The following is a 14,756-nucleotide window of genomic DNA, read 5'->3' as shown; positions in this document are numbered from 1 at the left end:
CGGCAAGGGCCGCACCCGTGAGCGCGGACACGCTCTCCACCTGGGTGCGCAACGCGACAGCCCGGCTCAGCGAGGCCGGGCTTGCGGAGCCCCGATCGGAAGCCCGGGCCCTGGTCCGGGCCTTTCTGGGCTCGGCCGCGGCCGCGGGGCTGGGCGACGACCAGCCCCTGAACACTCCCACCCGAAACCAGCTTGACGCCGCCCTGGAGCGGCGCTGCCAGCGCGAGCCCCTGTCCCGCATCCTGGGACGGCGCGGCTTCTGGAGCCTCGAGCTCGGCCTGTGCCCCGACACCCTGGATCCCCGACCGGACACGGAAACCCTTGTCGAGGGCGTTCTGCGCCGGGAACCGGACCGCGCTGCGGCCTCCACCCTCGTGGACGTGGGCACCGGGACGGGCTGCATTCTCTTGGCCCTTCTGTCCGAGCGCCCCCGGGCCACGGGACTGGGCATTGACATCAGCCCCGCCGCCGCACGCCAGGCCCATGAGAACGCGGTGGCTTCCGGCCTGGCAGCGCGCTGCCAGTTCGTGGTCGGAGACCTGCTGACCCCGGTCCGCGGCCCGGTGGATGTGATCGTGTCCAACCCCCCGTACATTCCGGCGGCGGACATCGCCGGGCTGGAGCCGGAAGTCACCCGGTATGATCCCCTGCGCGCCCTGGACGGAGGCCCGGACGGGCTCGACTTCTACCGGCGCCTGGTCCCCGCCGCCGCCGCCCGCCTGCGGGACAACGGCCTTCTGGGCCTGGAAATCGGCCAGGGGCAGGACGGAGATGTCTGCGCCCTGCTGGAGCTGAGCGGCTTTCAGGCCATCGAGTGCGACCGGGACCTGGGCGGAATCGTGCGCTGTGTCTTTGGCCGGTGGGCCCCCGGACCCTGACGGCGCCTGACCGGCCCTGCCGGAGCCGGTCCTGAACACCCCCTCGCCCTGGCCGTGCGGCGCCATCCCCACTCCCGACGACAGGGGAGCCTCCCGATCCCGGGTTTACATCCCCGCCCCCGCACCGCGCGGCCCAGGCACGCCGGGGCTACAGACCTGCGCGGGCAGCGGCGCCTTTATGGGGCCGCCGCGCAGACACAGCCGGGCACGACAAGGCAACGCGCGCGCGGCCCGACAGCACGACTCGGACGCCACCGCATAGGGCGACTCGGACGCCGACTGCACGCCGGTCGCGAACCGGAGCGCCCGGGAAACGCCCACGGAAACCCTCCCGGACAGCCTTTCGTATTGCCCCGACTCGCGCCCCGCGCCAAAACCCGGGTTTCCAATGCGCGATAAAGGCTTTTTTTGTTCTTTAAAGTTGCTAAAAGCCGTTCTCTGATGCGATTCTGTCTTACAGGACGGCACTGGAAAAAACTGGTGCGCAGAAGATGCAGTAACGTATATTTAACCTCGAAGACTGTAAAAAAGAGTGATCCACGACCCACTTTGCGGACCCTGTATCCGAAAAAGACGGAAGTCCGCACACTGGACGGAGAGGGCATCATGATTGTTGGACGGGTGATTGCCTATTTGCTCATGGCCCTTGCGACTCTGACCGGTCTCGGGGAGGCCTTCCTTTACCTGACGGGCGAGAATCTCGCCCGGCTCTACACGAGCGACCTGTGGATCATTTTCGTCGGCCCCCTTCCGGCGGTGGAGATGGAGAGCGGCGGCCTGGCCCCGTGGCTCCTGTCGCTCCTCGAGTGGCCCGCCTGGGTGGTGTGCGGCCTCACCGGAATCGGCCTCCATGTGTTCCTGAGCACGCTCGGTCACCTGCGCCGGTTCCCCAAGCGGTCCTCCCGCTCGGGATACAACGTCCGCCACTACAGCTAGCGTTCCCTCCGGCCCCGGTGGCCCTGTCATCCAGAACGCCCGTCCGTACAAAAAAAGCCCCCGGTCCGAACCGGGGGCTTTTGTGTGAGGGGCAGGGGCCGGAACCGGCGGGGCCAGAACCGGCGGAGGCAGGGGCAGGGCCTGTCCGGCAGAAACCGGGACACAGGCCCCACCGGCGCGCCGCCACAAGACAGCCGACCCGCCGCCGCACGGGGGTGCCCCGTCCGCTCGGGACGGGGCCCGGGCCCTACTTCACCTGCGGATCAAGCGAGCCGTCGGCGTAACGCTTGGCCATGTCCGCCAGCGGGATCGGCTTGATCTTCGAGGCCATGCCGGCCGCGCCGAACCGCTCGTAGCGGTCGATACACAGGGCCTCCATGGAGGCCATGGCGGGCTTCAGATAGGTGCGCGGGTCGAAGACCGCCGGGTTCTCCGCGAACACCTTGCGGATCTGGCCGGTGATCGCCATGCGGCAGTCGGTGTCGATGTTGACCTTGCGCACACCGTACTTGATGCCGGTGATGATCTCCTCCAGCGGCACGCCGTAGGTCTGGGGCATGTCGCCGCCGTAGGCGTTGATGATGTCCTGGAGCTCCTGGGGAACGGACGAGGATCCGTGCATGACCAGGTGGGTGTTCGGCAGGCGCTCGTGAATTTTCTTCACCACGTCCATGGCGAGGATATCGCCGGTGGGCTTGCGGGTGAACTTGTAGGCGCCGTGCGAGGTTCCGATGGCCACCGCGAGGGCGTCGATCTTCGTCTCCTTGACGAACTCGGCCGCCTGGTCCGGATCCGTCAGAAGCTGGTCGCGGCTGAGGGTACCCTCGAAGCCGTGGCCGTCCTCCTTCTCGCCCGCGCCGGTCTCGAGGGAGCCCAGGGCCCCCAGCTCGCCCTCAACCGACACGCCCACCAGGTGGGAAACGTCGGTGACCGACTTGGTCACATCGCGGTTGTACTCGTAGGACGCGGGGGTCTTGCCGTCCGCCTCGAGGGAGCCGTCCATCATCACCGACGTGAAGTTCGCGGTGACCGCGCTGAGGCACGTGGCCAGGGAGTTGCCGTGGTCCTGGTGCATACACACGGGGATGTCCGGATACATTTCCACAACGCCCATGATCATGTGGCGGATCATCACGTCTCCGGCGTAAGCCCGGGCGCCGCGCGAGGCCTGAAGAATGACGGGGCTGTCCGTCTTCTTCGCCGCGTTCATGATGGCGAGGATCTGTTCCATGTTGTTGACGTTGAACGCCGGCATTCCGTAGTCATGCTCGGCGGCGTGATCCAGAAGCTGACGGAGGGAAATCATAGCCATGAGAGAAGCCTCTTCTGTCCAGTAGGGGGTGCCGAGCGGAACCGGTTCGGCATAAAGGAACAATCACCTTATCCTAGAGGCATTGAAAGGTCGGCGCCACCGCTGATTCGGGTTTTCGGGGCCCTCGGGAGAGACTTTGTCCCCGGCCGGGGTCTGGGCTCTTGACCCCTGGCGCCCCTCGGCACAGACTGGAAAATCCTCTTCTCATTTTCGGTGTGCCTCATGTTCTCGGGATCCAGACTTCCTGGCCTTGCCGTCCTTGTCCTTGTCCTGGCGGCCGCTGCCGGCCTTGGCTGGTGGCTGCTGGCTCCGTCCTCGACGCCGGCGGGAGGCAAGCCGAAATCGCGCCTCTTTCCCGTGGACGTGGCGGTGGCGACCCTGCGCCCGGTGGTGGACATGGTGGAAACCATGGGAACGACCCGCGCCCGCGAGGCGGTGGACATCCGCCCCCTGTCCGGCGGGCGCCTGGTGGAGCTCAACTTCAAGCCCGGCGACCGGGTCGAGCAGGGCGCGGTCCTGGCCCGGCTGGATTCCGAAACCCAGGAAGCCGCGCGGGCGGAGGCCGAGGCCAACCTGATCGACGCCGAGCGCGCCCTGAAACGGGCCCGGAGCCTGCGCCAGTCCCAGGCCGTCTCCCAGTCGGCGGTGGACGAGCTGGAAACCCGCCGGGATTCCGCCCGGGCCCGGCTGGAGGCCGCCGAAAAGGATCTGAGCGAGCGCACCGTCCGGGCGCCCTTCAGCGGGGTCGTGGGCTTCAACGAGTTTGACGTGGGCGCCCTTGTCCCCGAGGGCCAGCGCCTGACCACCTTGGATGACCTGTCCGTGATCCAAGTCATCTTCCAGGTGCCCGAACGGTATTACGGCCGCCTGACCCTGGGCCAGACGGTGAACGCCACCACACCGGCCTTCCCCCACCAGACGTTCGCCGCCCGGGTGTCCCACATCGACAGCCGCATCCTCGAGGAAACGCGGGCCTTCCGGGTCCGGGCCACCCACGGGAACGACCGGCACCCCCTGCCCTCCGGGCTGACGGTGAATGTGGAGATCGTCCTGGAAACCCGCGAGGCCCTGATGGTCCCGGAAGAGGGCGTGGTGGCCGAGGCGGCGGGCCCCATGCTGTTTGTGATCCGGGAGGACGAGACCGGACAGGCCCGCGCCTGGCGTCGCCCGGTCCGGACCGGCCTGCGCACGGAAAACGCGGTGGAGATTCTGGAGGGGCTCGAGGAGGGGGAGCGCATCGCCCGGCTGGGTGTCCAGCGCCTTCAGGACGGCATGCCGGTGCGGATTGTCGCGCCCGCCGAGGCGCCGCCGCAGGCCCCCGCTGAAACGCCAGCGGGAACCTCGCAGGGCACCCCGCCGGAGACACCGCCCGGGGCAGGGTCCGGCACTCCGGGATCCGGCACTCCGGCCCCCACCAGCGGACAGTAGGCGCGGATCATGGGGTTCAGCTCGTTTTTCATCCGCCGTCCGGTGTTTGCCGCGGTTCTGTGCCTGCTTCTGGTGATCCTCGGGATCGCCTCGGCCTTCCGCCTGCCGATCCGCGAGCTCCCGGACGTGGACTCCGCCGTGGTGACGGTCTCCACGTTCTACACCGGCGCCGCCCCCAACGTGGTGGACACGGACATCACCGAGATCGTGGAAAGCGCGGTGGCCGGCGTGTCCGGGGTGAAGACGATCACGTCCCGCTCCCGCCGGGGCCGGGCCTACACCTCGGTTGAGTTTGACCCCGGCATCAACATCGACGAGGCCGTGAACGACGTCCGCGACGCCGTCGCCCGGATCCGCAACGACCTGCCCGAGGACGTGGAGGAACCCCGCATCGCCAAAAGCGACACGGACTCGGATCCGGTGATGCGCCTGGTTCTGCGCAGCTCGGTCCTGACGCCCATGCAGCTGACGGACTACGCGGAGCGCTACCTGATCGACCGCCTGACCACCGTGGACGGCGTGGCCCAGGTGGATATTTACGGCGAGCGGCGGCAGGCCATCCGGATCTGGCTGGACCGCCGCGCCCTGGCGGCCCGGAACATCACGATCCCGGACGTGGAGGCCGCGCTCCTGCGCAACAACATGGAGCTCCCCGCCGGAGACGTGGAGAGCGAGAGCCGGCTTCTCCAGGTCCGCACCGACACGCTTCTCAAGTCGCCCGACGAGTTCGGCCGCATCGTCCTGAAAGTCGTGGACGGCTATCCGGTGCGGCTGCGGGACGTGGCCCAGGTGGTTCTGGGCCCGGAAAATGACGACATGACCCTGCGCTCCGAGGGCATCGACGCCATCGGCATCGGCATCATCCGCCAAAGCCAGTCCAACACCGTGGCCATCTCGCGCGGAGTGCGCGCCGAGGTGGAGGCCCTGCAATCCTCGCTGCCTGCGGGGACCAGCCTCCAGGTCTCGTTCGACGAGGCCACCTTCATCAACCGCTCGATCCACGAGGTCGCCATCACCCTGGTCATTGCCGTGGTCATGGTGATCCTGGTGAACCTGGTCTTCCTGGGCTCCCTGCGGGCGACCCTGATCCCCTCGGTCACCATCCCCGTGGCGCTGATCGGGAGCTTCATCGGCATTCTGGCCCTGGGCTTCTCGATCAACACCCTGACCCTGCTGGCCCTGATCCTGGCCATCGGCATCGTGGTGGACGACGCCATTGTCGTGCTGGAGAACATCCAGCGGCGCATCAACCTGGGCGAGGCCCCCCTGGCCGCCGCCGCCCTGGGGACACGCCAGGTCATGTTCGCCGTGATTGCCACGACCCTGGCCCTGGTCTCGGTCTTCATTCCCATCTCGTTCATGGGCGGGACCGTGGGCAAGCTGTTCACCGAATTCGGCTTTGTCATGGCCTCGTCCATTGCCATCTCCTCGGTGGTGGCCCTGGTGCTCTGCCCGCCCCTGTCGGCCCGTTTCCTGAGCTCACGCAAAAGCGAATCCCCGCTGTCCGGACGGGTGGAGCGCGGATTTGAGGTCATTATGAACGGATACCGGCGGGCCCTGGACGGGGCCCTGCGGGCTCCGGTTCCGGTTCTGGGGGCGGCGCTGGTCTTCGGCGCCTCGGCCATCTGGCTCTACCCGGCCCTGCCCGGCGAGCTGACACCCCCCGAGGACCGGGGCATGCTCTTTGTGCAGGTCACCGCTCCCCAGGGCATGAACGTGGCCTACACCGACCGGCAGATGCGGGAGGTCGAGGCCATCGTGCAGCCCCTTCTGGACAGCGGCGAGGCCGCCCGCACCATGGCCGCGGCCGGCGCGTGGAACCGTCCGAACCGGGGCTTCGTTGTGGTTCCGCTGGTGGACTGGTCCGAACGGGGCCGCACGTCCATGGAGATGGCCACCGCCCTGCGCGGCCCCCTGGACGCCCTGCCCGGCGTGCGCGCCATGGCCCTCACCCCGGCGGGCCTGGGCCTGCGGGGCTCCCGCACGCCGCTCCAGGTCGTGATCGGGGGGCCGGACTTCGACGTCATCGAGGGCTGGGCCAACGCCCTGCTGAAGAAGGCCGAGGAAAACCGCGACCTGATCAATCCCGAGCTGGACTACGAGAGCACCCAGCCCGAAATCCTGGTGGAAATCGACCGGGAACGGGCCGCCGATCTGGGCGTGGGCATCCGGGAAATCAGCCAGGCGCTCCAAACCATGATGGCGTCCCGCAAGGTCACCCGCTTCCTGGACCGGGGCCGGGAGTACGAGGTCATCCTCCAGGCCCAGGACGAGGACCGCCTGACGCCCCAGGACATGTCCAACGTCTTTGTGCGCACCACCAGCGGCCTTCTGGTGCCTCTGGACTCCCTGATCCGCCTCAAGGAAACCAGCACGGCGCCGGATCTCAACCGCTACAACCGGATGCGCTCCATCACCCTGTCGGCGGGGCTGGCGCAGGGGTACGACATCGGCTCGGCCATTACCTTCATCCGCACCGCCGCCGCCGAGACCCTGCCCGCCGAGGCCACCGTCTCGTTTACCGGACAGTCCCGGGAGTATCTGGAAACCTCGGGCGAGGTCGTGTTCACCTTCGTGCTGGCCCTGGTGGTGGTCTACCTGGTGCTGGCCGCCCAGTTCGAGAGCTTCCTGCACCCCCTGGTGATCCTGATGTCGGTCCCCCTTGCGGTGACGGGGTCTTTGCTGACCCTCTGGCTCACGGGCAACTCCATCAACGTGTACAGCCAGATCGGCATCATCCTTTTGATCGGGCTTATGGCGAAAAACGGCATCCTGATCGTGGAGTTCGCAAACCAGCTGAGGGACGCGGGCCAGTCGGTCCGGGACGCGATCTTGAACGCGGCCACCCTGCGGCTGCGCCCCATTGTGATGACGGTGCTGTGCTCGGTCCTGGGGGCGGTGCCGCTGGTCCTGTCCTCGGGGGCGGGATCCGAATCCCGCGAGGCCGTGGGCGCGGTCATCATCGGCGGACAGTCCATTGCCGCGCTGATGACCCTGTTCGTGACCCCGGTCCTCTATTATGTTCTGGCCCCCTGGACCCGCCCGGCCGGGACCATCGGCCGCGAGCTCGGACGCCTGCTTCGGGAAGAGCGGAAGAAAGCCCGGGAGGCCGGCCTGTCACTCGAGGAACGCTGAGGCTGACATGAACCCCCTGCTGTTTCACGGCGGCGCCCTGGATGCCGCAAGCGAGCGTTTCGGAGTCCCCGCCAGCGGCTGGCTTGACCTGTCCACCGGGATCGCCCCCTATGCCTATCCCGTGGACGACCTCCCCGGCGACGCCTGGACCCGCCTGCCCCTGGGCTCGGACACCCGGGCCTTCGTGGAGGCCGTCCGCCAGGGGCACGACCTGCCGGACACCGTGGCCGTCCTTCCCACCGCGGGGGAGCAAGGCGCGCTCCAGGTCCTGCCCCTGTGCGACCTGCCGCCGGGCCCCGTCGCGGTGCCCGAACCGGGCTACACCGGGCACGCCGACGCCTGGTCCCTGTACGGGCGCACGGTGATTGCCTCCCCCCGGCCCCTGGACCACGCGGGAAACGCGGCGGTGGTGGTGGTCATCAACCCCAACAACCCGACCGGAGAGCAAACCGGCGTGGTGGACCTGCTGGAGGCCGCCCGGAAGCAGGCGGCCATCGGGGGCCTGCTGGTGGTGGACGAGGCCTTTGCGGAGGTCACGCCGGACGCATCGGTTCTTCCCTTCTCGGGACGGCCCGGGCTTCTGGTCCTGCGCTCGTTCGGAAAGTTCTTCGGGCTGCCGGGAATCCGGCTGGGCTGGGTGGCGGGTCCGGCCCCGACCGTGGCGGACCTGGAAACGCGTCTGGGGCCCTGGAACGTCTCGGGCCCCGCACTCGCGGTGGGCGCCCGGGCGGAACGCGACCAGGCGTGGCGCACGGCCCAGCGCCAGAGGCTGCGCCGTCAGGGCCGGCTCCTTGAGGATCTTCTGGAAAACTGCGGCTATCCGGTTGTGGGGGGCACCGACCTGTTCAAGCTGGCCCGGACCCCGCGGCTCAAGCCCGCGCCCCAGGTGTTCGAGGCCCTGGCCAGGCGGGGGATCCTGGTCCGGGCGTTTCGCGACCGCCCGGATCTCCTGCGCTTCGGCCTGTTCGGAACGGAGGCCGAGGGCGAGCGCCTTCGCCTGACACTCCAGATGATCAGCCGAAGCCGCGCCTGACCGGTCTGCCGAACCGGCCCCCGGTTTGCGCTGCAAGGCATACGCTGCAAGGCACCCGGCACCGCGCCTGAGAGTGGGACCGGGCCAAGAGCACAAGCTCATCGACCAAGCCAGGACGCGGACCGCCTGACGCCCCAAGATATGCCCGCAGTCCCGGTGCGCACCACCAGCGGCCAGCGGGTGCCTTTGGGCTCCCGGATCCACCACAAGGACGCCCGCCACCGGCCCCGGATCGTTTCGGGTCCGCTGGGGACGTCCGGCCCCGCGCTTGGAACGGCACCGACGGGGGCCCGGGGGAGCCTCAGCCCCCGCCGCAGCCCTTCACCACCCTGCCCTAGCGCTCCCGGCGCAGGACGATACCCGGCGCCAGAGGGCGGTAGCCCCGCATCATGGTCGCGCAAATCATCTCGATCGGCTGGGGCTCGATACCCAGTTCCGCAAGCCCGGGCAGCTTGCCCTGAACCACGTTGTCGGTCTCCAGCAGCCGGACCACATCCCGGGTCAGAAGCGGGCGGGGAAGCCAGCCCACCAGGGTCGCCAGAATCCGCGCCATGCCCATGGAGATCCCGACCACCGGATAGCTCCGGTTCATGGAGCGGGCGACCAGCTGGCCAATCTCCTTCATGGTCATCACCCGGTCTCCGCCCAGCTCGAAGGTCCGTCCGTGCAGGGCCGGGGTCTCGAGAATGCGGACCACCGCGCGGCCCACGTCGCCCACGTAGACGGGCTGGATCCGGGTCGGGCCCGCCTCCCCGCCCCGGTCCACGTACCCGATCACGGGAACGGTCCGCGCCAGCGAGGCCATGTTTTCCAGGAAGCTGTCCCCGGGTCCGAACACCACCGAGGGCCGGACAATCGTGGCCGAGGGGAACGCGGTCCGCACCGCGGCCTCGCCCCGGGACTTGGTGCGGGCGTACACCGACGCCGAGCGGTCATCCGCTCCCAGCGCCGAGAAATGGACGAACACCGGCACGTCGGCCTTCTTGGCCTCGCGGGCGATTCGCCCGGCGGTGTCCACGTGAACGGATTCAAAGCCGTGACCGCCGCCCTCGAACAGGATGCCGATCAGGTTGATCACCACGTCCGAGCCCGCAATCACCCGGGCGACCGAGTCCGCGTTGCCGGTGGAGCACAGAAGGGGGGACACCTGTCCCGGCTCTCCGAGAGGCCGCAGATGGGCGCCCTTCACCATATCCCGAACGGGAACGCGCACCCGCGCGCCCCGGCGGGCAAGAAGACCAACCAGAACGGAGCCGATAAAACCGGCCCCACCAAAAACCGTAACCGTCCGACCACGAAGTTCCATCAGTGAAGGCTCCACGTCCAAAGGTGCCACAGGGCGTGCCCCATAATGCCGCCTGGCTCCCGTGTGGAAAAGAAAGAAATGGAGGCCCGGCACCCCCGGATTTCCCGGCCCCCGGGGCGCTACAGAACCCCGCTGTTTTTTTTTCGGAAACCCACGCATTTTTCCTTTGACAAGAAAGGCCCCGGGCCTTAAAAGCTGCTCCACCGACAGCGCCCCTAAATGCCCAGGTGGCGGAATTGGTAGACGCGCAGGTTTCAGGTACCTGTGGCCGCAAGGCTGTGGAAGTTCGAGTCTTCTCCTGGGCACCATTATTTCAACGGCTCCCGCGCCCGGTACGTCACGCGCTCCGGGCGCCGTGCCGTGGAAACAGTGAAATGAACGAGCCGGTCCTCCATCTGCATAAAGGCGACTTGCCGGAAGGTCTTTCCTTCCCCCTCGGCGTTGCCATCGACACGGAAACCATGGGGCTCAACCTCCATCGTGACCGGCTGTGCGTTGTCCAGCTGTCCGCGGGCGACGGCCACGCCCACATCGTGCAGATCGTCAACGGCCAGGATGCCCCGGTTCTGCGGGAGCTCCTCGCCAACCCGGCCATCCTGAAAATCATGCACTTCGGCCGCTTTGACATTGCCTCCCTTTACCGGTGGCTGGGTGTCATGGCGCAGCCCGTCTACTGCACGAAGATTGCCAGCAAGCTCACGCGCACCAGCTCCCCCAGCCACAGCCTCAAGACGCTGTGCAACGATCTTCTGGGGATCCAGCTGTCCAAGGAGCAGCAGACCAGCGACTGGGGCGTGCCCGAGCTCTCGCCCGAGCAGGTCCGCTATGCTGCCAACGACGTGCTGTTCCTGCACGCCCTGAAGGACCACCTGGACGGGCTTCTGGCTCGCGAGGGGCGCACCGAGCTGGCCACCCGCTGCTTCAGCTTCCTGCCCACCCGGGCCGTGCTCGACATCATGGGCTGGGACGAGCCGGACCTGTTCTCCCACTAGGTCTGCGACCTCTGGCCTTGGTCCCCGACGATGCGGGGATCTTTGGGGTTTCGGCTCCGGAGCCCCCGATTTTCCCGCACCGTTACGATTTTTCCGCCAGGGGACCGGGGTCGCCTGACGGGCGGAGTGTGTCCGCGGCTCCCGGCCGGTGGGGCGAATGTCCCCGTCCTGACCGGGGAAAAACCGGACCCGCGGCCCCGGATCCGGCGCCGGGAACCCGGCTGCAGCCACGAAAACCGACCTCCGGTTCAGACGGGAAGCGGTTGACCGGAAAGGCCCGACCTCTCATATTGGGCCCTACAGATCAGTGCTCTCCCGCCTGATCACCAGGAAAGACAGACACCCTCATGACTGCCCCCACCTCTGCCCGCGCCGCATCCCCGGCGCGACACCCCGTGCAGGACCAGACACTCGCCACCGCGCGACGGGTCCTGGAAACTGAAAAACAGGCCCTGGGCGCCCTGTCCGACAGCCTGAACGGCGTTCTGTGCGACGTGATCGAGCGCCTTCTGGCCCTGAAGGGCAAGGTGATCATCTCCGGCATGGGGAAGAGCGGCCACGTGGGGCGCAAAATCGCCGCCACCATGGCCTCCACGGGAACGCCGGCGTTCTTTGTGCACCCGGGCGAGGCCTCCCACGGCGACCTGGGCATGATCGGACCCGAGGACGGGGTCATCGCCCTGTCCAACTCGGGCGAGACCCCCGAGCTTGCGGACCTGACCGCCTATACCCGGCGCAACGGAAACCTTCTGGTCTCGATCACGGGGCGCGATCCCTCGACCCTGTCCACCGCGGCGGACCTGGCCCTGGTGCTGCCTCCGCTGACCGAGGCCTGCCCGAACGGCCTTGCGCCCACCACCTCGACCACACTGATGATCGCCCTTGGCGACGCCCTTGCGGTCTCGCTTCTGGAGCGGCGCGGCTTCACCGCCACCGACTTCCGCAATTTCCACCCGGGCGGCAAGCTGGGAACCATCCTGAAGCGGGTCTCCGACCTGATGCACCCGAAGGACAGCCTGCCTCTGGTGTCCATGGACACGCCCATGGGCCAGGCCATTCTGGAGATCAGCGCCAAGAGCCTGGGCTGCACCGGCGTGGTGGACGGCGACGGACGCCTTGCGGGCATCATCACCGACGGTGACCTGCGACGGCACATGGACAAAGACCTCCTGGGCCGGAAGACCGCTGACGTCATGACCCGCGCGCCCCTGACCGTGCGCCCGTCCCTGATGGCGGTGGAGGCCCTCAGGATCATGAACGAGCACAAGATCACCGGCCTTTTCGCCCTGGATGAGGACCGTCGGCCTGTGGGCTTTGTCCACCTGCACGACTGCCTGAGGGCCGGTATTGCATGACAGGGCAGGCCGCACCGCACCGGTCGCGGACCCTGAGCGAACGCGAGCGCGCCAGCGAGCGGCACTCGCGCTTTGTCGAGCGGATGAAAGTCATCCTGCCCGCGGTCTCGTCGGTGTTCCTGTGCCTTCTGCTGTTCTGGCCCTGGATGACCGAGCGGCTCCATGATTTCCGGCTCGAGTTCCCGCCGTTCGACTACCGGTCTGCGGACTCGTCGACCATCGTCAATCCCCGGTTCATGGGCTCGGACAAGAATGACGAGCCCTTCGTCATCTCCGCCGAGCGGGCCACAGGCCTGTCCGCCAAGGATGGCTGGATCCTGCTTGTCTCCCCGAGGGCGGACCTGAACCGGCGCTCCGGCGACTGGTTCTCCCTGGAAAGCCACACCGGCCACATCAGCGAGGACCACAACCTGGTCACCCTGGAGAAGGACGTCTTTCTCTACCGGAACGACGGTACCCAGTTCATGACCGAGGAGGCCGTGATCGACCTGTCGGACAACCGGGCCTTCGGCGACAAACCCGTGGACGGGCGCGGTCCGGACTTCACGGTGGCCTCCAGCTCGGGCTTCGAGGTGGAAAACGGTGGCGCAGTGATCCGTTTTCTTGGAAAATCACGGATGCAGATAGGCCAGCAGGAGCATCCGTGATGAGCCCCATTCCGAAACCGACCCCGGCGCTGACGCCCCCCTCCCGCCGGAGCACCCGCCTTGCGGGCGCCGGCAGCGTTGTCGCGGCTGTTCTCGTTTCGGCCGTCCTGACGGCCCTGGCCTGTGATCCGGCCTCAGCCCAGGAGCTGAAAAGCCGCTCGGGAGACCCCATCGAGATCCTCGCCGACGAGGCTCTGGAGTGGCGGCGCGAGGACAAGCAGTACGTCGCCCAGGGAAATGCGGTCGCCATCCAGGGACAGAACCGGGTCCATGCGGACCGGCTCATTGCCTCCTACCGGGAGTCAGGGCGCGCGAACGCCCCCGGCGCGCCCGGCCCCTCGAGCACGTCCGACACGGATATCTACCGCATCGAGGCCGTCGGGCATGTGCGCATCACCCTGCCGGACCAGACCATCACCGGAACCCGCGCCGTGCGGGAAACCGACCAGGGCCTGATCTGGATTGTGGGCAATCCCCCGACCCTGAAAACCCGCAACGAGGTGGTCACCGCAAGCGACCGGCTGGAGTACTGGGAAAAAACCGGCACCGCCATCGCCAAGGGCAACGCCACCGCCCGGAATACGGAAACCGGGCACTCCATCCGGGCCGACGTCCTGGAGGCGGACCTTGGAAACGGCCCCGGCAACCGGGCGGCCTCCGCCCCCGCCGCCGGGGGCCCGGACAAGAGCTCGGGGATCCGCGAAATCCGGGCCAGGGGCAACGTGGTGATCGAAACCGATGCGGAAACCGTCGTCGGCGATCACGGCGTGTACCGGCCCGAAACCGGCGTGGCCACGCTGGAGGGCAACGTGCTTCTCATGTCGAATGACGGCCGCCAGGTCTCGGGCAACCGGGCCGAGGTGAACATGAAAACCGGCATCTCCCGCATCACCCGGGGTGACGCCGCGCCCGGAGCCGCCGACGGCTCGGGGCAGGTCCGCGCGATTTTTGACACCGGAGACAAAGAATGACCGACCCGACGGCACCCGGGAAAAAACGTCGGCTCGGCTTTTCGGCACAGGGCCTGGAAAAGCGCTTCGGGAAGCGCTACGTGCTGCGCGATGTGTCCATCAGCGTGCACCGGGGCGAGGCCGTGGGCCTTCTGGGGCCGAACGGCGCGGGAAAAACCACGTCGTTCTACTGCATGACCGGCCTGATCCGCCCGGACGAGGGCCAGGTGTTCCTGGACGAGCGCGACGTCACCAAAATGCCCATGTACCAGCGGGCCCGGCTCGGGGTGGGGTACCTTCCCCAGGAGGCCTCGGTGTTTCGCGGCCTGAGCGTGGAGAAGAACATCCTCGCGGTGCTGGAGGTCTCGGAAAGCGAGCCCGACGCCCGAATGGACCGGCTGGAGGAGCTTCTGCGGGAGTTCAACATTTCCCACATCCGGCACGTCCCCGCCATGGCCCTGTCGGGCGGCGAGCGGCGCCGGACGGAAATTGCCCGGGCCCTTGCGGCCTCGCCGGCCTTCCTTCTCCTGGACGAGCCCCTGGCCGGCATCGACCCCATTGCCATCGGCGAAATCCGGGACATCGTCTCCCACCTCAAGGACCGGGGCCTGGGCGTCCTGATCACCGACCACAACGTGCGCGAAACGCTGGATATTATCGACAGGGCCTATATCCTGAATGAGGGCGGTGTCCTGATGGAGGGAACACCCGCCGAAATCGTTGCCCACGAGGGCGTGCGCAAGGTCTATCTCGGAGAGCGCTTCAGTCTCTGATCGGCTGACAG

12 protein-coding genes and 1 tRNA gene are annotated in these 14,756 nt (G+C 67.8%); 11 read left to right on the top strand and 2 right to left on the bottom strand.

Features of this window, described 5'->3' with window-relative positions:
* Positions 1-17: 17 nt before the first annotated feature.
* Both prmC and IHV25_RS02980 read left to right on the top strand, forming a co-directional pair.
* On the top strand, positions 18-878 hold the full coding sequence (prmC, locus tag IHV25_RS02985; protein WP_192533497.1) for a peptide chain release factor N(5)-glutamine methyltransferase: 861 nt from the start codon (positions 18-20) through the stop codon (positions 876-878).
* Positions 879-1,484: 606 nt separating this feature from the next.
* Positions 1,485-1,814, top strand: a complete 330-nt coding sequence (locus IHV25_RS02980; protein WP_192533495.1) for a hypothetical protein — start codon at positions 1,485-1,487, stop codon at positions 1,812-1,814.
* Positions 1,815-2,061: 247 nt separating this feature from the next.
* On the opposite strand, the gene fba is transcribed toward IHV25_RS02980, so the two are convergent.
* Entirely contained in the window at positions 2,062-3,126 is a 1,065-nt protein-coding gene (fba, locus tag IHV25_RS02975) for a class II fructose-bisphosphate aldolase (protein WP_192533494.1), read from the bottom strand.
* Between the two features lie 222 nt (positions 3,127-3,348).
* On the opposite strand from fba, the gene IHV25_RS02970 reads away from it, so the two are divergent.
* From IHV25_RS02970 to cobD, 3 genes are read left to right on the top strand one after another with little or no spacing between them, the layout of a single operon-like run.
* Entirely contained in the window at positions 3,349-4,554 is a 1,206-nt protein-coding gene (locus IHV25_RS02970) for an efflux RND transporter periplasmic adaptor subunit (RefSeq protein ID WP_192533492.1), read from the top strand.
* A 9-nt stretch (positions 4,555-4,563) separates the two neighbouring features.
* On the top strand, positions 4,564-7,689 hold the full coding sequence (locus IHV25_RS02965) for an efflux RND transporter permease subunit (protein ID WP_192533491.1): 3,126 nt from the start codon (positions 4,564-4,566) through the stop codon (positions 7,687-7,689).
* 7 nt (positions 7,690-7,696) lie between these two features.
* Complete coding sequence (gene cobD / locus IHV25_RS02960) at positions 7,697-8,722, top strand: threonine-phosphate decarboxylase CobD (RefSeq protein WP_192533489.1); 1,026 nt, start codon at positions 7,697-7,699, stop codon at positions 8,720-8,722.
* A 334-nt stretch (positions 8,723-9,056) separates the two neighbouring features.
* On the opposite strand, the gene IHV25_RS02955 is transcribed toward cobD, so the two are convergent.
* Positions 9,057-10,028, bottom strand: coding sequence for a complex I NDUFA9 subunit family protein (locus IHV25_RS02955; RefSeq protein WP_192533488.1), 972 nt, complete (start codon positions 10,026-10,028; stop codon positions 9,057-9,059).
* A 221-nt stretch (positions 10,029-10,249) separates the two neighbouring features.
* Here IHV25_RS02955 and IHV25_RS02950 point away from each other — a divergent pair.
* From IHV25_RS02950 to lptB, 6 genes are all read left to right on the top strand, one after another.
* Positions 10,250-10,336: transfer RNA gene (locus tag IHV25_RS02950), tRNA-Leu, on the top strand.
* 66 nt (positions 10,337-10,402) lie between these two features.
* Positions 10,403-11,020 carry a ribonuclease D gene (locus IHV25_RS02945; protein WP_192533486.1) on the top strand — a complete coding sequence of 206 codons (618 nt, stop codon included), beginning with the start codon at positions 10,403-10,405 and terminating at the stop codon, positions 11,018-11,020.
* Between the two features lie 347 nt (positions 11,021-11,367).
* Positions 11,368-12,375, top strand: coding sequence for a KpsF/GutQ family sugar-phosphate isomerase (locus IHV25_RS02940; protein WP_192533484.1), 1,008 nt, complete (start codon positions 11,368-11,370; stop codon positions 12,373-12,375).
* Positions 12,372-13,022: an LPS export ABC transporter periplasmic protein LptC gene (gene lptC, locus IHV25_RS02935; protein ID WP_192533482.1), complete on the top strand. Its 651-nt coding sequence runs from the start codon at positions 12,372-12,374 to the stop codon at positions 13,020-13,022. The genes IHV25_RS02940 and lptC overlap by 4 nt, the downstream gene beginning before the upstream one ends.
* Positions 13,022-13,993, top strand: coding sequence for an LptA/OstA family protein (locus IHV25_RS02930; protein ID WP_192533481.1), 972 nt, complete (start codon positions 13,022-13,024; stop codon positions 13,991-13,993). Before lptC ends, IHV25_RS02930 begins: the two co-directional genes overlap by 1 nt.
* Entirely contained in the window at positions 13,990-14,745 is a 756-nt protein-coding gene (gene lptB / locus IHV25_RS02925; protein ID WP_192533479.1) for an LPS export ABC transporter ATP-binding protein, read from the top strand. The genes IHV25_RS02930 and lptB overlap by 4 nt, the downstream gene beginning before the upstream one ends.
* The last annotated feature ends 11 nt before the right edge of the window (positions 14,746-14,756 follow it).

The sequence above is a fragment of the Phaeovibrio sulfidiphilus genome, assembly GCF_014861485.1.
In the GTDB taxonomy this organism is placed as follows: Bacteria; Pseudomonadota; Alphaproteobacteria; order Rhodospirillales; family Rhodospirillaceae; genus Phaeovibrio; species Phaeovibrio sulfidiphilus.
The sequence above is the reverse complement of the archived record's forward strand: the minus strand, read 5'-3'. Positions and strand labels throughout refer to the sequence as shown.